Annotated in this window: 17 protein-coding genes and 1 pseudogene; 8 read left to right on the top strand and 10 right to left on the bottom strand. The window is 65.2% G+C overall.

Annotation, left to right across the window (positions count from 1 at the left end; all coding sequences use genetic code 11):
- Positions 1-38: 38 nt before the first annotated feature.
- From B2G71_RS04285 to B2G71_RS04305, 5 genes are all read right to left on the bottom strand, one after another.
- A complete protein-coding gene (locus B2G71_RS04285; RefSeq protein WP_098104500.1) occupies positions 39-404 on the bottom strand; it encodes a hypothetical protein in 366 nt (121 codons plus the stop codon).
- The gene (locus B2G71_RS04290; protein WP_098104501.1) at positions 401-1,225 is read right to left on the bottom strand and encodes a DUF3325 domain-containing protein; all 825 of its coding nucleotides are present in this window, start codon (positions 1,223-1,225) and stop codon (positions 401-403) included. Before B2G71_RS04290 ends, B2G71_RS04285 begins: the two co-directional genes overlap by 4 nt.
- Positions 1,222-1,527 carry an iron transporter gene (locus B2G71_RS04295; RefSeq protein ID WP_098104502.1) on the bottom strand — a complete coding sequence of 102 codons (306 nt, stop codon included), beginning with the start codon at positions 1,525-1,527 and terminating at the stop codon, positions 1,222-1,224. Before B2G71_RS04295 ends, B2G71_RS04290 begins: the two co-directional genes overlap by 4 nt.
- Entirely contained in the window at positions 1,524-3,164 is a 1,641-nt protein-coding gene (locus B2G71_RS04300; protein ID WP_098104503.1) for a PepSY-associated TM helix domain-containing protein, read from the bottom strand. Before B2G71_RS04300 ends, B2G71_RS04295 begins: the two co-directional genes overlap by 4 nt.
- A 297-nt stretch (positions 3,165-3,461) precedes the next feature.
- Positions 3,462-5,990, bottom strand: coding sequence for a TonB-dependent receptor (locus tag B2G71_RS04305; RefSeq protein WP_098104504.1), 2,529 nt, complete (start codon positions 5,988-5,990; stop codon positions 3,462-3,464).
- A 304-nt stretch (positions 5,991-6,294) separates the two neighbouring features.
- Here B2G71_RS04305 and B2G71_RS04310 point away from each other — a divergent pair, with 304 nt between their 5' ends.
- The 3 genes from B2G71_RS04310 to B2G71_RS04320 all read left to right on the top strand — a co-directional run bounded on the left by B2G71_RS04310 (position 6,295) and on the right by B2G71_RS04320 (position 10,527).
- Positions 6,295-6,807, top strand: coding sequence for a sigma-70 family RNA polymerase sigma factor (locus B2G71_RS04310; RefSeq protein ID WP_098104931.1), 513 nt, complete (start codon positions 6,295-6,297; stop codon positions 6,805-6,807).
- A 139-nt stretch (positions 6,808-6,946) separates the two neighbouring features.
- Positions 6,947-7,948, top strand: coding sequence for a FecR domain-containing protein (locus B2G71_RS04315; protein ID WP_240530028.1), 1,002 nt, complete (start codon positions 6,947-6,949; stop codon positions 7,946-7,948).
- 146 nt (positions 7,949-8,094) lie between these two features.
- Positions 8,095-10,527 carry a TonB-dependent receptor gene (locus B2G71_RS04320; protein WP_168176248.1) on the top strand — a complete coding sequence of 811 codons (2,433 nt, stop codon included), beginning with the start codon at positions 8,095-8,097 and terminating at the stop codon, positions 10,525-10,527.
- A gap of 25 nt (positions 10,528-10,552) precedes the next feature.
- Here the strand turns inward: B2G71_RS04320 and B2G71_RS04325 are convergent, their stop codons facing one another.
- Both B2G71_RS04325 and B2G71_RS04330 read right to left on the bottom strand, forming a co-directional pair.
- Complete coding sequence (locus B2G71_RS04325; RefSeq protein WP_168176249.1) at positions 10,553-11,551, bottom strand: FecR domain-containing protein; 999 nt, start codon at positions 11,549-11,551, stop codon at positions 10,553-10,555.
- 134 nt (positions 11,552-11,685) lie between these two features.
- The gene (locus B2G71_RS04330; protein ID WP_098104508.1) at positions 11,686-12,264 is read right to left on the bottom strand and encodes a sigma-70 family RNA polymerase sigma factor; all 579 of its coding nucleotides are present in this window, start codon (positions 12,262-12,264) and stop codon (positions 11,686-11,688) included.
- Positions 12,265-12,523: 259 nt separating this feature from the next.
- Here B2G71_RS04330 and B2G71_RS04335 point away from each other — a divergent pair, with 259 nt between their 5' ends.
- The 3 genes and pseudogenes from B2G71_RS04335 to B2G71_RS24455 form a co-directional block, all read left to right on the top strand.
- Complete coding sequence (locus B2G71_RS04335; protein WP_141521490.1) at positions 12,524-12,910, top strand: hypothetical protein; 387 nt, start codon at positions 12,524-12,526, stop codon at positions 12,908-12,910.
- A gap of 10 nt (positions 12,911-12,920) precedes the next feature.
- Positions 12,921-13,739: an energy transducer TonB gene (locus tag B2G71_RS04340; RefSeq protein WP_168176250.1), complete on the top strand. Its 819-nt coding sequence runs from the start codon at positions 12,921-12,923 to the stop codon at positions 13,737-13,739.
- Positions 13,736-13,889, top strand: a pseudogene (locus B2G71_RS24455) (ferredoxin--NADP reductase); the annotation flags it as partial. The gene B2G71_RS04340 and the pseudogene B2G71_RS24455, both read left to right, overlap by 4 nt.
- A 94-nt stretch (positions 13,890-13,983) precedes the next feature.
- Here the strand turns inward: B2G71_RS24455 and B2G71_RS04345 are convergent.
- The gene (locus B2G71_RS04345) at positions 13,984-14,523 is read right to left on the bottom strand and encodes a GNAT family N-acetyltransferase (RefSeq protein WP_098104511.1); all 540 of its coding nucleotides are present in this window, start codon (positions 14,521-14,523) and stop codon (positions 13,984-13,986) included.
- A 115-nt stretch (positions 14,524-14,638) separates the two neighbouring features.
- Here B2G71_RS04345 and B2G71_RS04350 point away from each other — a divergent pair, with 115 nt between their 5' ends.
- Positions 14,639-15,601 (top strand): glutathione S-transferase family protein, encoded by a 963-nt coding sequence (locus B2G71_RS04350; RefSeq protein WP_098104512.1) that lies wholly within the window; start codon positions 14,639-14,641, stop codon positions 15,599-15,601.
- Positions 15,602-15,716: 115 nt separating this feature from the next.
- Positions 15,717-16,205 carry a GFA family protein gene (locus B2G71_RS04355; RefSeq protein ID WP_098104513.1) on the top strand — a complete coding sequence of 163 codons (489 nt, stop codon included), beginning with the start codon at positions 15,717-15,719 and terminating at the stop codon, positions 16,203-16,205.
- A 94-nt stretch (positions 16,206-16,299) separates the two neighbouring features.
- Here B2G71_RS04355 and B2G71_RS04360 read toward each other — a convergent pair whose 3' ends face one another.
- On the bottom strand, positions 16,300-17,625 hold the full coding sequence (locus tag B2G71_RS04360) for an amidohydrolase family protein (protein WP_240530004.1): 1,326 nt from the start codon (positions 17,623-17,625) through the stop codon (positions 16,300-16,302).
- Between the two features lie 22 nt (positions 17,626-17,647).
- A complete protein-coding gene (locus B2G71_RS04365) occupies positions 17,648-19,384 on the bottom strand; it encodes a DUF885 domain-containing protein (RefSeq protein WP_240530005.1) in 1,737 nt (578 codons plus the stop codon).
- Between the last annotated feature and the right edge of the window lie 44 nt (positions 19,385-19,428).

Consider the following 19,428-nt stretch of genomic DNA (forward strand, 5'->3'; position numbering starts at 1 on the left):
CATATCCGGTCCCTCTGTTCAGATAGCGGAGCCATCGGTCAGTTCCGCATCCAGCGCGCCATGTCGCGCGATCTGGGCGGACCGATCTCGTCATGCTCGACAATCGCCTGGCTGCCCGGCCCCACATCGAGCAGGACGTAGTAACCGGTCTTCGGGCGCGGGAAGGTCAGCATGGAATCCTTGCCCAGCTTGCTGGCCAGCAAGGTTTCGCCGGCATAATCGACCACTTCGAGATTGACGCCGGGCGCATCCTCGCCCTCGGCATAGCCGCCACGGCATCGGACAGTGCTTTCATCGAGCAACACACACCTGAGAACCGGCTCATGAGCAAAGGCGGGTGAAGCGAGACCGCCGAACAGCGAACAGACCAGCGCATGTCGCAGAACAAATCTGGCAGCTTTCATCGGGCAGTCTCCTGTTGTGCGAACCACGCGGCGCTCGCTGGCGACACCCTGCTCATCGGCCAGGACGTCCGGTGCACGGAGCCGTCCTTCCCGACCGCGGTCAGCCAGAGTTCGCTGTCGCCGGTGAGATTGGATGGCAACTGGATCTCGACGTCGCGGTCCCGGCCATTGCCACCGAAGGCCATGCCGGAAACGCGCAGCGCCCGAGGCTCGTTCACTTTCAGATAAGCGCGCAGGATCTCGAGATCGCAGGCATCGCAAAAACGAATACGGTAAGCCTTGAGCGGCACGTCGAGATACATGACTTCAGGCGGATCGCGGTCGATCTCGGCAAGGGTGAAGCTCCAGGGACCGACTTTGCCCTTTATGGCATCGTCCCGGTGGAGCGGCATCGTCTCCACGCGAAGCAGCGCGACCACGCACACGGCAACGGTAACGGCCAGCAGGCTCAAACCGATCCAGTGCCGGGACTTGCGAACCGGCTTGTCGTCATTCGTGGTCGCCTTGCGGGGCGCACGTCGGGGCGCTGTCTTCACGGATCTCTGCCAGGGCAGTTCGGGCAACAGGAACACGAGGCTCAGCCCGGCAAGGCTGAGCCAGCCCAGCCACAGAGTCACGCCGACCGCCGCGGTTTGCAGGGTCTGCGCGGCCAGCACCAGGGCGACCGCCAGCAGCAGCCAGCCGAGAATCCAGAAGGCCTTGCGGGCAGGCTTCGCGGGCTTGAAGCCCACCAGTTGCGGAGCGTAGCGCTCGGTACCGACTGCCAGCCCGGCAAAGCCAAGCAGGCTGAGCACGAATATCGCCAGATGCGTGACGCTCATGCCGCACCACCCGCATTCAGCAACCAGGCCAGCACGCTCAGACCGGCCGTTCCAACCAGCATGACGATCCATACCCGCTTCACGCTCGGACAATGGAACGCCCAGAGGACCACGATCGTGTAGATCGTGAAGCCGAGCATGGATGCCGCGAATACGCCCTGCGCCCTGGGAATCGGCCAGAGCAGCGCCAGCAAGACGGTCGCGGCGGAGGTCAGCGCATAACCGCCCAGTAAGGCCGCGGCGACACGCGATGCCACCGTCCAGCGATGGCGTGCGGACACTTCCTTGCTCCGGCTGCTCATGCGTGACTCTCCTGCAAGGGGGGCTCCGACACGGCAGCCGGCTCCTGAGCGGACGAAATCCGTGGTTTCAGCCGCCTGGTTACCTTCACGGCGGTGAAGGCGAAGGCTCCGCCAAGCCCCAGCATGGTGAGGTCGAAGCCCGCCAATACCCAGTCGCCCTGCGCCAGGGTCACGCCCAGGTGGCGATCGGTCGTCAGTGCGTTGACGATCGGGATCAGCGCGAAAGCCGCGCTGGTTGCCCAGAGCAATTCGATCCAGGCGCGGCGCAGGGGCCGCCCCAGCGCATAGAACAGCGTGCCCAGCCAGACCGCGAACAGACTGTGAAACTCCCAGGCGGCGCGGTCGGCCATCTCCACCGGCAGCAGCCGGTTGGCCCAGAAGAACGCGGCCACGGCGAGAGGCAGCCCGGCAATGGTAGCGACATTGAGCACTTCCACCAGCCGCAGGCCGGGATGCTCATCGGCCTCCCGCTCCTCGCTCAGATGGCGTCGCCGCCGCTTGACCGTCCACAGCGTCAGCCCGGTGCCGATCATGCCGCAGCCCAGCAGCCCGGCGGCGAAATAGACCCAGCGCCCCCAGATGTCGGCGAAGCGTCCTTCGTGAAGACCATACATGACGTTCGCCGTCGCTACCGGGGCGCCGCCCTCGCGCGGTTCGTCAGGCAAGCGCGCACCCGTTTCAGCGTGGAAGCGCAATTGTGGCGGGTTGTATTGATCGAGGCCCATGCGTGCGCGGGAGAGCACGATCTCCGGCTCCTCGCCCTTGTGGCGTTCAACGACGATGGAGGCCAGATTGCCTTTCCCCCAGTCCGCCTCCGCCTGTTTCAGCAGGGGCGCGATCGACGCGGCGGGGCGACCGATGGCAGCATGCTCATGCTCGCCGTACAGCTCTTCGTAATACGCATCCACGCTGTCATCATCGGCGCCGTAGAGCATGTCTCGCCCAGCAGGCATGTATTGGAACAGGAAGAAGACGAGTCCGGTGTACGTGATCATGAGGAAGAACGGCAGCGCCATAACGCTCACGGCGTTGTGCGCGTCGAGCCAACTGCGCTGCCCTTTTCCCGGACGAAACGTGAAGAAGTCGCGGATGATCTTCTTGTGGGTGATGACGCCGCTGACGATCGCGAGCAGCATCAGCATCGTGGCAATGCCAACAATGCGGATCGCCCAGTCATAAGGCAGATAATGCAGCGAATAATGCATCCGGTAGAGGCCGAAGCCCCCCGCCGTATCGCGCGGTTCGGCTTCGGGCGGCAGGACGGCCCCGGTCGCGGGATCGAGCCGCTCGCTGCTGCTCGCGCCGAAATCATGACCGGGCCGCGGCATCTCTTCCCAGCGAATGGAAAAATCGTTCCAGCCTCGTCGGCTGGCTTCCTGATGCGGCAGGGTGATGCTCCAACTCGCTGCCACCGGGGCCACTTCGTCGAGCCGCCGCATGGCCAGGCCGGTCAGCTCGGCAGCGTCATAGGGTGCGGGCGCGACCTCCAGCGGCCGCTCGGGTTCCATCCAGCGCGTGATCTCCTGCTGGAAATACCCCGCCGTCCCCGTCACGAAGACGAAGAACAGCACCCAGCCCGCCACCAGCCCCACCCAGGTATGGAGCCAGGCCATCGTCTGACGCAGTGTCTCCTTCATGCGGCCAGCGCCGTCAAAGGATCATGAGCGCCTCGGAGAGGGCCTTGAATTTCGTCCGTCATGCTAATCATTCTGAATTGCCACACTTCATTGACGAACCCGGCGACCGCCTTTTCACTGTTTTCGGGAAAATTTCCGACTGCCCCTCCTGCACGCCCCGCGGGGCGGATGCGCCGCCGCAAGCCGGGGGCTGGCGATGCCTGACTCCTCGCGGACGAAAGAGAGCCTCCGTCGGGTCCGCCCCGATCGCTCGGGCACGAAGGACCCGCGGTCCGCAGACCCTTCGCGCGCCATCGATCAGAATTGGTATTTCGCCGAAACCAGCGCCTGCCTGGGCGTTCCGTAACGCCCGCTATATCCCACTGCGCTGAAATATTTTTGGTCGAAAATATTGTTCACATTGGCGGTCAGAGACAGATGTTCGCTCACCGCGTATCGCGCCATGAGGTCGACCAGCACGAACCCGTCCTGTTCGAAGATGTCGTTATTGGCCCAGACGCCGAAAGCGTCTTCGCGATAGACCCGGCCCTGCCAGCGCAGATTGCCGCCGATCGTCACCCCTTCCAGCGTGTCCGAAAAATCGTAGCTGCTGAAGAATTTGAACGTGTCGACGGGAATATGGGTTTCGAGCGGAGCATCGTCGCGATCTTTCACCTTGGCATGGCTGAACCCGCCGCTGACCTGCCAGCCGGGCAGCGCCTCGCCCGAGACTTCCAGTTCGAAGCCCTTGGACTTGGTGCCGCTGACCGCCTCATAGGCCGTATTGCCCTTGGGATTGAGGAGGCCGGTATCGAGCGCGAAATTGTCCTGCGCGATGTAGAAGACCGCGATGCTGGCGTTGAGCTTTTCATCGAAGAAAGACGCTTTCAGTCCGCCTTCGTAATTGGCCCCCGTAAGCGGGGCGAGGCGATCGCCGTCGATGTCCTCGTTGGTCTGCGGATTGAAGATCTTCGAATAGCTGACATAGGCGGAGACGCTGTCGGTAATGTCGACGACCAGCCCGCCATAGGGCGTGAACACGCCTTTCTCCTTCGTCTTCGGTCCGGATGACGCGGTGGAGTCCGTCGCCCCTTCGTTCCAGTCCTGCTCGGTCCAGTTGGTGATCCGTCCGCCCAGGATCAGGGAAATTCCGTCCAAGGGTTTCAGCCGGGTGGCGGCATAGCCGCTGGCATGCTTGACGATCGTTCCGAACTTGGCGCCGCTTGCCGAAAGAGGCGCCTTGTCGATCTCGCCACTGTCGATCAGGTCGAAGAAATTGTAATTCGGATGGGAATAGGCGGAGCCGCTCCACCAGCCCGGAAAGTCGTCGTTTTGGTCCCGTGAATCGCTGTAGCTGATGCCGACCATCAGATCATGTTCGCGCCCGAACAGCGTATAGGGGCCAGACGCCCTGAAGCTGGCATAGACCTCCTCGAGATAGCCGTTCCACCGGGCGGTCAGGAAATTGCCGCCGACCCCGGTGAGAGGGTCGATCGGGTTGGAACCGTTCACATATCCCAGCGTGTCGTCATATTTCCGGTCCGAATATTCCGCGTCCAGTTTCAGGTTCCAGTCGCCACCCAGATCGTATTCGAGCGACGAGAACAGGTTGAGCGAGCGGTTGTAGAAATCTCCCCACTTGGCCGCGCTGTTCGTGGAGCGGGGAAAATCCGTCGGCCGGCCGTCGGTGAAGAAGAAGGGCAGGCCCGACCGCGCGCCGCCCGAATTGCGGAACTTCTGATATTCGGCGCCGACCGTCAGCAGCAGCAGGCGGTCCGTCACGTCGGCTTCGACGATGCCGTAGAAGAGCTGCTTTTCCAGATGCTCGCGGTCGATGAACCAGTCATTTTCGTGATAGGCCGCGACGAGACGGCCGCGAACGGAGCCGTCGGCGGTGAGAGGCGTGCTGACATCGCCCTCCAAGCGATAGCGATCCCACGATCCCGCCTGGCCGTAAACATGCGCCTGAAAGTCGAAGGTCGGTTTCTTGCGGACCAGATTTATGGTCGCCGCCGGCGTTCCCACACCGTTGAGCAGGCCGGTTGCCCCGCGCACGATTTCGATACGGTCGTAGGCAGCCATGTCGGCCGTCGTCACTTCGAAGCCGTATATCGTGCTCGGACGCTCGGCCCCGTCGATCTGGAAATTCTCGACCCGAAAGCCGCGCGAGTAGAAGCTGGTCCCGTCCGTCCCCAGCGCGGAGCCGATATTGGCGGAAACGCCGACCGTCTGATCCAGCACTTCGCTGATCTCGCTCAACGCCTGGTCCTCAATCCGCGCGCGCGTGAACACCGTGACCGACTGCGGCGTTTCCTTCAGCGACATTCTGAGGCCGGTGGCCGTATTGGTCGACCTGGCGGTGTAGGAGCCGGTCCCCTCCGTCGCGCCCGGATCGCTGGTGATGCTCGGCAGGATGCCGGAGCCGCCGGCGTTACCGGCCCCTGCGACGCGCACCGGGCCGAGCCGGATCGCGCCATCGCCCGATGCCTGCGGCGCGCGTTCCAGCGTCACGCCTGTCGCGCTGACATAGCGAAACGTAAGCCCGGTGCCCGCCAGCAGGCGGCTGAGCGCCGCGCCTGGAGCGAACCTGCCCGAGACCTCGGCCGAGCGTTTGCCCGCAATCAGCGCCGGATCGGCAGTGACTTCCAGCCCCGACTGGCGTCCGAATTCGACCAGCGCATCACCCAGCGGTTGTGCGGCGATCCGGAATTCCCCCTGCGCAGCGGGCACTTCCTGCGCCAGCGCGACGGGCGCGAGCGGCCCGACCAACGCGCCCGTCGCCAGCAGCGGCCCGGCCAGCACCATGCTGATACGCTTGCCGCCCGTTCCCCCGTTCGCCCTCAACATCGATGCACGACTCCCTCATACGATATGCAAAATGGACCGCCATTTATGCTAATGCGTCGCAAAAACGGCTATTCACCGGAGTTGACGGATGAGGCACGCCGGATTCAGCAAATGCCGGAAATTTTTTTTGCGTCGCATGGGGCATTCGGCTTCGGACACCGCGATCCACCGTCAAATATTGTCAAATCGTGGGCGGCTGGTTAGGGCGATTTTTGATAACCCTTCGCAATAAGGCGAAGTGCGTCCCGTTTCCCGCCTGACAGGTAGCGTGGAAAACACCGCGCAACCGGAGGTAACCAACGAATTGAGCGCCGACCGCCCGCTGCCAAGACTGTTCCGATCTCACAACAATGTGCTGATCGACTATGCCAGCGGCATCGTCGGCAGCCGCAGCGAGGCCGAGGATGTGGTTCAGGAAGCCTGGCTGCGTTTCGAGCGGGCGGAACGCGCGCGGCCGGTGCACGAGCCGGTCCGCTATCTGTATCGCATCGTCCGCAATCTTGCGATCGACGGCAGGCGAAAGCTCGGCAGGATCAGCAGGATCCACGACGACGTGGCGAGCGAAAGGCTGGAAGTGGAGGCCGATGCCCGGCCTGATCCGGAAGCCGAGGCTATCGCGCGGGCCGAGTTGCAGATCGTGTTCGACGCGCTCGACGAGCTGCCCGAACGCACACGCATCGCGATCCGGATGCACCGCATGGAAGGCAAGCGCCTGGCTGACATCGCCGCGCATCTCGGCATTTCGGTTTCGCGCGCGCAGGGGATTATCGTCGAGGGTCTGCACTATTGCATGCAGCGCCGGGACCCGGATTTATGACGCCGCTTGTCATGTCGGCGAAGGAAATAGGCACGCGCAATTCGTCATCGCCTATATGCGCCGCTTCGGCAAACCTCGCACCTTCACCCGCCCTCGCGGCAGAGCCGGCCCGGCTATCCCCCTTGGACGGCGCTTGCCGATGAGCACGGACGCACCCAATGGCAAGAGCCCGGCTTTCGAAGCGGCCAACTGGCTGATCTTGCTGGCCGAAGAGCCCGTCGCGGACGAGCTGCGCGCGCAATTCGAGGCATGGCTGGACGCCAGCGCCGCCAACCGGCGCGCATGGGCCGCTGCGACCGATACGTATGATGCCATGGGCCAAGCACCCCAATTCCGGCCCCGCGCAAGTCGGCCGCGACCGGCCCGGTCCGGCGGAACACAAAAACGGCAGCCGATCGCCCCCCGCCGGCAACGCAGGACACCGCGAAAGCGCGCGCTGGCCATCGCCGCCGTCGCCGCGGGCCTGATCGTCGTCGCCGCGCCTTCGCTCTGGCTTCACGTCTCCGCCGACCGGATCACCGGCACGGCCGAGCTGGAGACGATGACGCTCGACGACGGCAGCAGGGTCTATCTCGGCCCCGACAGCGCGGTGCGTATCCGCTACAGCGCGGGGCAGCGGATCGTGGCGCTGCTTTCAGGGGAAGCCTCCTTCGACGTCACGCCCGATCCGGCGCGGCCCTTTCGGGTGAAGGCGGGCGACGTGCGCACGACCGTGCTCGGCACCGCGTTCGAGGTTCGTCGGGAACGCACCGGAACCTGGGTCGCCGTGGCGCATGGCCGTGTGCGCGTGGACGGCGGTGAGGACGGCCCTGCCATCCGGCGCGTGCTGACCGCCGGCGACTGGCTGCGCGTGGATGAGGATCGCCAGGTCGAACACGGCTCCGGCACGGGCGACGACAGCGCGCCGGACCGCGCGACGGTGGTGGTGAAAGACCGGCCCATCGCCGAAGTCATCGACCGCCTGCGCCCGTGGTATGGCGGCGCCATCATCCTGACCGACGCGGAAATGGGCCGCCAGCGCGTAACCGGCGCCTACGATCCCCGCGATCCGGAAGAGGCGCTGTCGCTGTTGCTCAGTGTCCATGGCGGCTCGATCCGCCGGATCACGCCCTGGCTGATCCTCGTCTCCAGATCCGGCTGAACGCCCGCCCGCGATTTTTTTCGCATCGGCGCAGGAATACTCGGAGGCCCCGTCGTCGAACCGCACGAGCGGTAATTGCAACTTTTTCGCATTAGCGAATGATCGGGGCGGCCGCCTCGGGTTTCGACGATGAAAGGGACGAATTGATGAACGAACGGGGGAAAGCGTGGGCTGTCGGCAAGGCGTTCAAGCGATTGTTGGCGGCCACGGCTCTGGCGGGTGGCATGGCGCCGGCGGGCGTGGCGCACGCGCAGGAGACGCAGGCGGCATCGACGCGGGATTTCGACATTCCGGCGCAAAGCCTCGACGACGCGCTGATCGTCTTCGCGCGCCAGTCGGGCTATCAGGTTTCCTCCGATAGCGGTCTCACCGCCGCGCGGCGCAGTTCGGCCGTCAGCGGCACGATGGCTCCGGGCCAAGCCTTGAGCCGGTTGCTGACGGGGACGGGCCTCACGTTCCGCTTCCTCGGCGCGAACGCCGTGCGCATCGAACGCGCGCCGCGGGCCTCGGGCGACGGTGCGATCCGGCTGGGGCCGGTGCGGGTCGAGGCAACCGGATCGGGAGCCGGCGGATTGCAGCGGTCTGGAAGCCGTCCGGTTCAGGGCGAATGGGCCAGCAGCTACGCCGCACCGGAAACGCCTCTGCAAGGCAACAGGCTGGGTCAGGCGGCGCTCGATACACCGCGCGCCGTCAGCGTGATCACGCGCGATCTCATCGACGACGTGAAGCCGTTCAGCGAGACGGAAATCATGCGGTATGTTTCCGGCATCACCGCGCGCAACGAATATCAGGGGCTGTATTCCAGCTTCATGTTGCGCGGCGTGATGGCCGACAACAGCACCAATTACCTGCGCGACGGCGCGCGGGTGCTCCATGTGACCGAACCGCTGCTGTTCAATGTCGAGCGGGTCGAGGTCATCAAGGGCCCGAACGCGATCGACTATGGCCAGACAGCGCCCGGCGGCCTGATCAACTATGTCAGCAAGAAGCCTCTGGCTACGCAGCGCTATGCGGGAAGCCTCTCGATAGGCAGCAATAGCTGGCATCGGGGCGAGCTGGACCTCAGCGGCCCGGTCGATCGGGATGGCAAGTTTCTGTACCGCGTGACGGGTGCCTATGAGGAAGGCGGCGCCTATACCGATTATGTCGATCCCGAGCGCTGGGGAGGCGCGCTTTCGCTGACCTGGAATGTCAGCGAGGACACCGCGCTGAACGTGTCGGTTGAGTATAACGACATCCAGCAGACGTCGAATCCCGGCCTGCCGGTCCCCGATCCGACCGATCTCGCTTCGGCCGATGCCATAGGCATGCGCAATTTCTATGGCGAAACGACGGCGAGCTTCACCAGCGAGCGCACCTATCTGGCGGCGGAACTCACCCATTCACTTGGCAGCGACTGGCAATTGCGCGCGCAGGCGGCACACGACGATTTTTCCCGGCCGACCCAGTGGCTGATCCACACGGGCCTCACGCCGGATGGCCAAAGCACCAATCGCGAAGTCTGGTACACGCCCTATTACGACATCGTCGTGGACACGCTGCGCCTCGAACTGCGCGGCACGCTCGATACCGGGCCGATCGAGCACAGCGTGCTGGTCGGCACAGACTATATCCGTGACAAGACCGATGGCGGTGCTTGGACGATCCTGACCTTGCCCGCGCTCGACATCCACGATCCGGTGGTGAGCAGTACGCCGCTGGACAATCCGATACCGGGCAAAAGGCGCGACGACACGCGTGCCTGGGGGATATTCCTCCAGGACGTCATGGACTTCGGCAATGGCTGGGGCGCTCAGTTCGGCCTGCGCTACGACCGCGTCAGGGACAAGACGATTCCGGAAACGGCGAACGCCGTCTCCCCGAACGCGGCATTGACCTTCAAGCCCGATGACGTCTCGCTGCTTTATGTAAGCTATGCAAGTTCCTTCGAGCCGAATTACAACGCCAATCTGATCGGAGGCGGCAAAGCCGACCCGTCGCGCGGCAAACAGGTCGAAATCGGCGCGAAGCGCATATGGCTGGACGGGCGCATGACCACGACGGCGGCGCTGTTTCAGCTTGAGAAGACCAATATTCCCACGCCCAGCAACAGCAATCCGGGCTTCTCCGAGCAGACCGGCAAGGTGCGCATCCGCGGCATCGAACTGGAAGCCAGCGGCGAACCCGTAAAGGGCTTGAACCTCATCGCGCAGATGACCCTCCTCGACCCCGAAACGCGCCGCGACGGCAATGCGGCGATTGTCGGCAAACGGCTTGCGCGCTCGACCAAGACGACCGTAAGCATTTGGGCGACATACCGTTTGCCGGATGCACTCGACGCATGGCAGATCGGCGGTGGCCTGACTCACAAGGGAACGATGCCGATCGACGGTACGAACAGCGTGGAAGTGCCCGATTACACGATCGCGGATGCCTTCATCGGCTGGAATGCCGCCGACAACATGCGCCTTTCGGCGAACATCCGGAATTTGACCGACGCAAGATACTACACCGACGCCACCGGCTCCGGCGGAGCATTCACCTCTGCCTATCCCGGCGCTCCAAGGAGCATACTGCTCAGCCTCGACGCTCGCTTTTGAGGCGGTCCGGCGCGGCAGGCAACCGTCACCCGCCCGTGACCACGATCAGCCAGGGCGTGATCGTGGTCACTGTGCCGCCGTAGGGAGCGACGAGGTTGCGCAGGGTGCGCGCGGCGTCGTCAGTGCGGTAAAAGCCGGCAACCGGCCGCTCGCCCAGTTCGTCGCTGGCCAGAACGATATGGCCGCGATACCAGGGGCGAAGTTCGTCGATCACGCCGGCGACGGTGCCGCCGTCGCCGGCCACGATCTCGCCGTCGCGCCACAGGCCGAGCGAGGCGGGCTTGCTCTTTCCGCCCGTCATGCGCCCCGACTTGGCGCTCGCCCACTGTCCGGCGGTCAGCACGCGCGAGGCCGAGCCGCCTTCCACGCGCACGCGCCCATGCGCCACGCTGACGCGCGTGGCATCGCCGATCATGCGCACGTCGAAGCCGGTGCCCAGCACGGTGGCGGTCATCGCCTCGGCCTCCACGCGGAAGGCGCGCGCGGGATCGCTCTCGACTTCGAACCAGGCCTGTCCCTTGAGAAGGCGGACGGTGCGCTTGCCGGCTGTGTAATCCACATCGATCATGCTGTCGGGGCCGAGCGCAACGCGAGTGCCGTCCGCCAGCTTCACGTCGCGCACTTCGCCAGTCGCGGTCCGCATGTCGGCGTTCAGACGCAATATCGCATCGGGCACGATCACCGCCAGCGCGCAGGCGGCGACGGCCGCCGCCGCGATACCTTTCAGGCCAACACGCCGCCGCCAGCCTCCGCGAGCCGGGCGATGCGCGGCGTTGCCCTTGCGGGCGCGCGGTGGAGGTGCCTCCGCATCGGCAAGCGGCTTGTTCCACTGCTCCTGGTGGACAGGCTCGGTCCGGGCGATGCCGTTGGCCGTGTGCGCGATCTGCGCCCAGCATTCGGCGTGCAGCGGATCGGCGTCCAGCCAGGCATCGAACCGAGCCTCGATACCCGGCTCGTCTTCTTCGAGGATGCGGGTGTACCACCGGGCCGCTTCGTCGAGCGCGCGGTCGCGGTCAGAGGCCATGACCGGCGCTCCTGCGACTGGCGGTAAGGCACGATGCCCGAGCATCCGTCGGAAAAGGCGATGCTGCATATCGGATAGACGAACGGACCCGGCCGTTTTCAACTTTCCGGCGCGATAGAAGTGCGGTCATCGGATCAGCGCCCCTCCGCCAGGAACCGCGCGCAGGCGGCCAGCCCCTTGGCGACCAGATCCTGCGCATAGGCGACCGAGATGTTCAGTCGCTTGGCAATTTCGCGCAGCTTGTAATTGCCGATACGGTGCATTTCCACCGCAAGGCGTTGCCGTTCGGGAAGTCGCTCCAGCGCCTGATGGAAGCGTTCCAGTTCCTGCCGCGCGGCGAGCCTGTCGTCGGCACCCGGCGCGATGTCGGCCACGCGGTCCATCGCAGCGTCATAGCCGCCGCCGGCAATCTCGCCATAACGGTCGCGCCGCCGGATTGCGTCGATGGCGAGATTGCGCACGGTCAGCCGCAGATAGGCGCCGAATTCGCGGACCTCGCCGTGCTGCGCCCGCAGCGAGGCCGCGATCCAGGCGTCCTGCACCACATCCTCCGCCTGCGCCGCATCGCCCAGGATGCGCGTGGCATAAGCGATCAGCGCCGCATATTGCTCGCGATAGACGGCAAGCGCGACATCCTCCTCCGGCGCCCGTAGGACGGCTTGCGCCGCAAAGGCGCCGGACGGACGGGCAGGCAGAGAGTTGTTGCGAGACATTCGCAACTGGCGATAACGTCATCCACCGCGTACCGCAACTGCGCGCGCCTGGATGCCCGCGTCCGGCTTTCCGAAGCAGAGCTGAAAAATCTGGCAAGGATCGCAGACCATCCATGAACTCAGAAACCCTATTTGCAACTGCGTCGCAATAGCGTATTCGTCGAAGCTGGAGATTGCCCTGTACCAGTTCGTCGACCAGCCTTGCGACCGCCTCACGGCACGCAGCCAGTTCGTCCTGGAAGCGATGCGCGGTCGGGTCATGTCCGCGCAGCAAGACCGCTGCCCGGTAGTGACGCTTGCATCGTCGTTTTCACATATGGCAGCGCATGATGTGCTGGACGATTTCCACGCGTTGATGCTCGATCTTCACAGGCAGGGCCGGCTTTCGATGGCACTCGGCCGTCTGGGCCACGGCCGGATAACCGGGATCGAGGCGGTCTTGCTCGCGCTGTGGTCAGATATCGTCGCCGATTGCCCCGATCGCGCACGGATAATTCTGGAACTGCTCGTTTGCGAGCAAGCGGTCGGGTGCATGATGGCTCACATGGAGCGGACTGCGGCGCATATGGCGGTCCTGCAACTTGCCGCGGTGGGCTTGCTGCATGACCGGGCGCAGCGCTTTGGCGGCATACGCCCCACCCGATAGGCAAGACGGAATGCTGACCTGCGGATCGCCGGAAAAAAAGCCGTCATTCAACGATGGGGAAAGTCGCGCGGAGTGTCCCGATCCCGTCTACGCCGCTGATGGGCCGGAACCTGGTAGCCAGCGCGGCGCATTGCCAGCTCGCAAAGCCATCGGCCTCACGATCAGCGCAGCCTTGCATCTGGGGTTTGCCCTCCTCCTGATCCAACATTGGGCTCCCACCCCGTCGAAGGCTTGGCTACCGGCCCCTGAACCCATCGTGATCACTAAGGTGTCACTGCCTCCCCCGCCCCCCGAACCGGAGCCGCAGCCCACTCCTGCAGAGCCCGAAAAGCCTGCCGATCTGCCTTCGCCGCCAAGTCCGTCAATTGCTGCGGCGAAGCCGATCATTCCACTAGACCCACCGGATATCCTTCCGCTGACGTCTGTCTCTAAGTCCATCCGCCTGGAAGATTTCTCGCTGAAAAGCCCGGCGCCACCGCGCTCGAGCACACCCGATAGCGAAGCGACATACGAGGGATTGCTCCTGGCCCGCATCGAGCAATTCCGCCGCTACCCGCGCAAAGCGCTTCGAAAGGGTGAGGAAGGGGTTGTCCATATCCGCTTTCATATGAACAGGGAGGGCCGCGTCATAGACGCCGCCATCACCCAAGGCTCGGGTTGCGCCGCGCTCGACCGTGAAGCCCTCGACACGTTGCGGCGGGCTGAGCCGCTGCCCAGGATTCCCGATGACAGACCCGAGCCGCTCGAAGTCATGGTGCCAATCGAGTTCGTTCTATCGCGAGCCGCAGATTTCCAGCCAAGTGTCAGAGCAAGCAAAACGCAGGGGTGAGTTACCGTCTCACCGCATCGGCAAGACTCCCGCTGTCATCCGCACTGACCATCGCGGAAGTGGGCTCGGTCCCGCATTGGAACGAGCATCTGTTCAGCTTTTCGATCACCCGGCCGGGCATCCTTCAGGTTCCGATCGGGCGAGTTCGTTCATGCTCGCCTGCTTGCCTCTCGGGCCAACGCGAAACCATTGCCGATGCGCGCTGCCGTATGCTTCGGCCCTTCGGCGCCGCCGATTACGGCCCTCAGAGCGCTTTTTCCATTCGCAGCAGCGGGACTTCCACGCCATCGACATGGGCGAACTGGAGCCGCTCCTTGGGCCGGTATCCGCAATTTTCATATAACGGCACGCCGGCAGCGGTCGCCATCAGTTCGACGCGGCGATAGCCGGCCGCGCGAGCGGCTTCCTCGCATAGTGCGATGATCCGCACGCCGACGCCGCGCCGCGTGAAATCGGGATCGGTATACATGGCGCGAATCTTCGCCGCGCCGCTCACCGGATTGGCGACGGCCGGCTCGCGCGCGATCACGCTCTCATCGCCCACATAAAGGGTCTCGCGAAAGCTCCAACCGCCGCACCCGGCGATGCGATCGCCGGATTCGGCCAAGAAATAGGTGCCGTCGCGCACGAGCTGGCTGTCCAGTCCCATCACCTTGCGGCTGGCCGCCACCTGCTCCGGCGTCAGGAACTGGCTCTGCAGCCTTGCGATCGATCGCTCCATCACGCGATGCAGGGCCTCCAGGTCATCCAGCCTGGCTGCGCGATAGATGAATGGGTGAGTCATCGCTTCATCTAGGCGCGGACATGCCGAAGCGCAAAACCGCTTGCCGGCCGCAAGATCGGGAACCCGCGCGGCGCCGCGGCGCTTTCGTCTCAGGAAGAGGAGAGACGAACGGCACATGGGCTTTCTCAAAGACGGCGAATGGCATGACGAGTGGGATCACAACGACGAGGACAGCGGCGCCTTCGAGCGTGACGACAGCGCCTTTCGCAACTGGGTGACGCCGGACGGGTCTGCGGGCCCAAGCGGCGACGGCGGCTTCGCGGCGGAGCCGGGGCGCTATCGCCTGTATATTAGCCTCGCCTGCCCCTGGGCGCACCGGGCCAATGTCGCGCGCCACCTCAAGGGACTGACCGGCATGATCGACCTGGTGGTCGTCCACTGGCTGATGAAGAAAGGCGGCTGGTCCTTCCGCGAGGGCCCGTGCGTGACCCCCGACCCCCTGATCGGCGCCGACTACCTTCACCAGGTCTATACCCATGCGAAGCCCGATTACTCGGGCCATGTGACCGTGCCGGTGCTCTGGGACACCAAGACCGGCACGATCGTGAACAATGAAAGTGCGGACATACTGCGCATGCTGGGCAGTGCCTTCGACGGCGTCGGCGCCAACGATCTCGATCTCTATCCCGAGGCGCATCGCGAGCAAATCGACGCGCTGAACGACCGCGTGTACGAGGCGGTCAACAACGGCGTCTACAAGGCCGGCTTCGCGACCTCACAGCAAGCCTACGACGCGGCGGTGAAACCGCTGTTCGCCGTCCTTGGGGAGCTGGAGGCGCGGCTCGAGGGGCGCGAATGGCTGGTCGGCGGGCAACTGACCGAAGCCGACATCCGGTTGTGGACCACGCTCATCCGCTTTGATCCGGTGTACCACGGCCATTTCAAATGCAATGTCCGCCGCATCGCCGACTATCCTAACCTCGCCGCCTTCACCCGCCGCCTCTACCGACTCGACGGCGTCGCCGAGACGGTGAACTTTCACCATATCCGCCATCACTATTACGAGAGCCACGAACAGATAAATCCCAACGGGATCGTGCCCCGGGGGCCCATACCCTTGATACCCGGCGCCGAATGAGCGCGCGCGACCTTCACAGCCCCGCGCGCGCATTGCCGAGCCGAAACCCCAGGGCTGAGCCTCGCCAGGAACACATGCCCGGCCCGGCGGCTCAGCCGAAGAAAGGACTTGTCCCATGCCCTTGAAACTCGACTGTTCGTGCCGCTGCGGCGCGGTTCGCTTCTCCGTGGACAGTCACGCCCCGGTTCCCTTCATGCGCTGCTATTGCTCGATATGCCGAAAGACGGCGGGCGGCGGCGGATACGCCATCAACCTCCACGCCGACAGGCGGACCTTGCAGGTGGAAGGCAAGACCGCCGTCTATCACGCGGCGCTGGACGACGGCCGGGGCGGCTGCACGATAAGTTCGGGCGAGCGGCATTTCTGCCCGTCTTGCGCCAGCGCCCTGTGGGTCTACAGCCCCGAATACCCCGAACTTTGCCATCCCTTCGCCTCGGCGGTCGACAGCGAATTGCCCAAGGCGCCTTCGCTCGTGCACATGATGCTCGGGGCGAAGGCCTCCTGGGTCGTCCCCGCGATCGGCGCGCAAGACGCGTGCTTCGAGGAGTATGCGGACATGGGGCTCGAGGACTGGCACCGCGCGCACGGTCTTTGGATCGACTAGCGCCGGGCGTCTCCGGGCAAGGCGTCCCGCCCTCGAGGCGCCGCATCGCGGCCTCGAGGGCGGGTGCCTGAACAGCCCCCAAGGTGCCCCGCAGTCAGAACTGTGCCAGATAGTTCCGGCTGTCGTCGCGGTAGATCACGCCGTTCTTCATCACGAAGCTGATCGAGCGCAAAGCCGAGATGTCGCGGGTGGGATCGCTTTCCAGCGCGACGATATCGGCGAAGTAGCCCGGCTGGATGCGCCCGACCTCGCCCTCCATCTTGAGCAGCCTGGCGGTCTGCGTGGTTCCCGACTGCAGCGCCTGCAACGGTGTCATGCCCGCCTTCACGTAGAGTTCGGCCTCGGCGACCGTCGCGGTGGTGCCGTCGTTGGGCTCGAACGGGAACTGGTCGGTGCCCAGACCGATGTTGACGCCGAGCCGGATCGCGGTCTGGAGCATCTTCCAGTGATCCTTGCCGGTCGAATCGACGCGCGCGAGATACCAGTCCGGCGAACCGATCTTCTTGTAGAACTCGCGCGCGCCGGGCTGGGTGACGACGATGGTCGGGACGAGCCAGGCTCCCTTCGCCTTCATTTCCTTGAGGTTCGCCTCGGTCAGGTGGTAGCCGTGCTCGAAACAGTCGATGCCGTACTCGAGCGACTGCTGGGCGGCTTCGGGCGAGCCGTTGTGCGCCGTCACCGGAATGCCGTTGCGGTGCGCGACGTCGATCAGCGTCGAGAGTTCGTCGTCGGTCATCGGCGCCGCGGCAATCGCGCCGTGGGTGTCGGCGATGCCGCCGGAGATGGCGATCTTGATCCAGTCCGCGCCCTGCTTGATCTGCTCGCGCACGGCATGTGCCAGCGCATAGGGCCCGTCCGCCTCGAGATAGCCGTGGCCACCGGTGGGCACGATGATCTCGCCCGCCGTCTTGATGCGCGGGCCGATCACCTCGCCCTTCTGGATCGCCCGACGCAGGCCGAAGTCGACTCCGCGGGTCTCGCCGACCAGCCGCACCGTGGTCACGCCCGCGAGCAGCGACTTGCGCGCGTTCGCCGCCATCCGCAGCGCTTCCTCTGCGGGCGTCTCGTTGGCCAGTTCCGCCCCCTGCGCGCCGGGCAGGATGAGGCCGAAGTGGACGTGCATGTTCATCAGGCCCGGGATCAGCCAGCGGCCTCCCATCGGCACGACCCTGGCCCCTTCGGGCACCGCGACGCTGACCGAGGGCCCGACGTCCACGATCTTGCCGTCACGGATGACGACGGTCGCATTGCGCACCGCCTCGCCGCTGTCGATCGCCACGACGTTGGCATCGGTAAGCGCGACGACCGCGTCCGTATGCGTCGGAGCGACGGGTGCCGCCGTGGGCAGCGCTTGCGCGCCGCTTACGCCAAGGCCGGCCGCGAGGCCGACGATCCAGCGCCGCAATATGCGGAAATTCATGGGGGACATCTCCAGTTCGGGTTCAGATCGTACCGCTCGCCCACTGGGCTACGGCCTTTTCCAGCACGGCCATCGGCATCGGTCCGGAGGTGAGGATGAGATCGTGGAATTGGCGCACGTCGAAGCGCGGGCCCATGGCCTGCCGTGCAGCCTCGCGTGCCGCGACGATGCGCGTGGCGCCGACCTTGAAGCTGCAGGCCTGCCCCGGGTAGACCGCATAGCGCGTGACCTCGCGCTCGGTCGCGAGCGGCTGTTCGCCGGCGTTCTCGACCATCCACGCGATCGCCTGATCCTTGGTCCAGCGCTCGTGGTGCAGGCCGGTGTCGACGACGATGCGCGCCGCGCGGAAAAGCTGCGACTGCAACTCGCCGATGCGATTGAACGGCTGTCCGTCGAAAATCCCGAGTTCGGCCGCGACCTGCTGCGCATAGAGCGCATAGCCTTCGGTGTAGGCGGAAAACCGCACGACCCGGCGGAACAACGGCAACGACGGAGCGTGGCTCAGCACGCTGTACTGGAAGTGGTGGCCGGGCACCGCCTCGTGGTGCGTCAGCGTGGGCAGCCGCCACAGCGAATGCTCGCCCGGATGATGCAGGTTGAGCGAATATATTCCCGGCTCGCCCTCTGCACCCTCGCTGTAGAAGGCTCCCGGCGCACCTGCCTCGATCGCGGGCGGGATACGCCGCACCTCGATCGGATCGACGGTCGCGATCCCGTAGGCCTGCGGCAGGCGCGCGGTGATGTCCGAGATATAGCCGCGCGCGAGTTCGAGCAGCTTCTCGCGGCCGGCATCGTCGTCGCTGACCTTGAAGCGCGGGTCGTTGTTCAGTTCCTTGATGCGCTCGCCGACCGTGCCCCGGCTCATGCCCTCGGCCTTGAGCAGTGTGTCGATCTGGGAAATGAGCGACGCGCACTGATCGAGGCCCAGCTTGTGCAGCTCGCCGGGGTCGATGTCGGTGGTCGTGTTCGACTGGACGGCGCTGGCATAGTAGGCCTCGCCGTCGGGCAGGCGCCACACGCCGGCGGTGCTCACTGCCTGCGGCAGCACGGCCTCGAGCGCTTCGATCTGGCGCGTGAGCGCGGGGGCGATGCGTTCGTTGAAGATTTCGAGCGCCCTTTGCGCATCCCCTTCGCGGCCGAGCGCGGCCAGCTTGCGCAGGGCCGGGGCGAGGAGCGCGGATTCGAGCGGGGGCCGGTCGCGCAGGCCCTTCACTTGCGCGATGGTCTTGGTGATGACGAAATCGGGCGGCACGACGCCGATCCCGGCATCGTGCCGAATCCGCTCGCTCTCCTGATCGAGCGCGACCGCGAACGCACCGAGCCGGTCGAACCAGGCCTGCGCATCGGCGGCATCCGCGATCGGGTGACGGCTGCCGATGAAGTCGGGGAGCCAGTAGTAGGCCCCGTTCATCTGGCTCACCACATAGGGACTGGGCCGGAGGTTGATGTCGGCATAGCCGTAGAAGCCCAGCAGTCGCTCGAGCGTCTCGTAGACGTAGAGGGCGACATCCCGGTCGAGCGCAGCGCGCGGCGAAAGACCGGCGGTCGGCACGGCGCGCAGTTCGCGCAGCGCCCGCGCGACCGCGGCACGGTCTCCCGCGCGCGCATCAAGCGAGCGGTCGTCGAGCCGGGACCGCAAAGCGGCGTTCGCGCCGATGTCGAAGTTCGCGCCCGTCGCCTCTTCGGGCGAGCGATGCAGGAATGCCTCGCAATGTCGCTGGAGCAGCGCCTCCAGCGCGGCGTCCGACGATTGGGCCAAGGCCCGCCCCGGTCGCGTCATGGCCAACAGGGCGCCCGATGCGG

Source organism: Novosphingobium sp. PC22D (genome assembly GCF_002556635.1).
In the GTDB taxonomy this organism is placed as follows: Bacteria; Pseudomonadota; Alphaproteobacteria; order Sphingomonadales; family Sphingomonadaceae; genus Novosphingobium.

Bases quoted from the DNA above. Each gene is read 5' to 3' on its own strand.
- B2G71_RS04285 (WP_098104500.1), bottom strand. From the start codon at position 404: ATGAAAGCTGCCAGATTTGTTCTGCGACATGCGCTGGTCTGTTCGCTG.
- B2G71_RS04290 (WP_098104501.1), bottom strand. From the start codon at position 1,225: ATGAGCGTCACGCATCTGGCGATATTCGTGCTCAGCCTGCTTGGCTTT.
- B2G71_RS04295 (WP_098104502.1), bottom strand. From the start codon at position 1,527: ATGAGCAGCCGGAGCAAGGAAGTGTCCGCACGCCATCGCTGGACGGTG.
- B2G71_RS04300 (WP_098104503.1), bottom strand. From the start codon at position 3,164: ATGAAGGAGACACTGCGTCAGACGATGGCCTGGCTCCATACCTGGGTG.
- B2G71_RS04305 (WP_098104504.1), bottom strand. From the start codon at position 5,990: ATGTTGAGGGCGAACGGGGGAACGGGCGGCAAGCGTATCAGCATGGTG.
- B2G71_RS04315 (WP_240530028.1), top strand. From the start codon at position 6,947: ATGAGCACGGACGCACCCAATGGCAAGAGCCCGGCTTTCGAAGCGGCC.
- B2G71_RS04320 (WP_168176248.1), top strand. From the start codon at position 8,095: ATGAACGAACGGGGGAAAGCGTGGGCTGTCGGCAAGGCGTTCAAGCGA.
- B2G71_RS04325 (WP_168176249.1), bottom strand. From the start codon at position 11,551: ATGGCCTCTGACCGCGACCGCGCGCTCGACGAAGCGGCCCGGTGGTAC.
- B2G71_RS04330 (WP_098104508.1), bottom strand. From the start codon at position 12,264: ATGTCTCGCAACAACTCTCTGCCTGCCCGTCCGTCCGGCGCCTTTGCG.
- B2G71_RS04335 (WP_141521490.1), top strand. From the start codon at position 12,524: ATGTCCGCGCAGCAAGACCGCTGCCCGGTAGTGACGCTTGCATCGTCG.
- B2G71_RS04340 (WP_168176250.1), top strand. From the start codon at position 12,921: ATGCTGACCTGCGGATCGCCGGAAAAAAAGCCGTCATTCAACGATGGG.
- B2G71_RS04345 (WP_098104511.1), bottom strand. From the start codon at position 14,523: ATGACTCACCCATTCATCTATCGCGCAGCCAGGCTGGATGACCTGGAG.
- B2G71_RS04350 (WP_098104512.1), top strand. From the start codon at position 14,639: ATGGGCTTTCTCAAAGACGGCGAATGGCATGACGAGTGGGATCACAAC.
- B2G71_RS04355 (WP_098104513.1), top strand. From the start codon at position 15,717: ATGCCCTTGAAACTCGACTGTTCGTGCCGCTGCGGCGCGGTTCGCTTC.
- B2G71_RS04360 (WP_240530004.1), bottom strand. From the start codon at position 17,625: ATGAATTTCCGCATATTGCGGCGCTGGATCGTCGGCCTCGCGGCCGGC.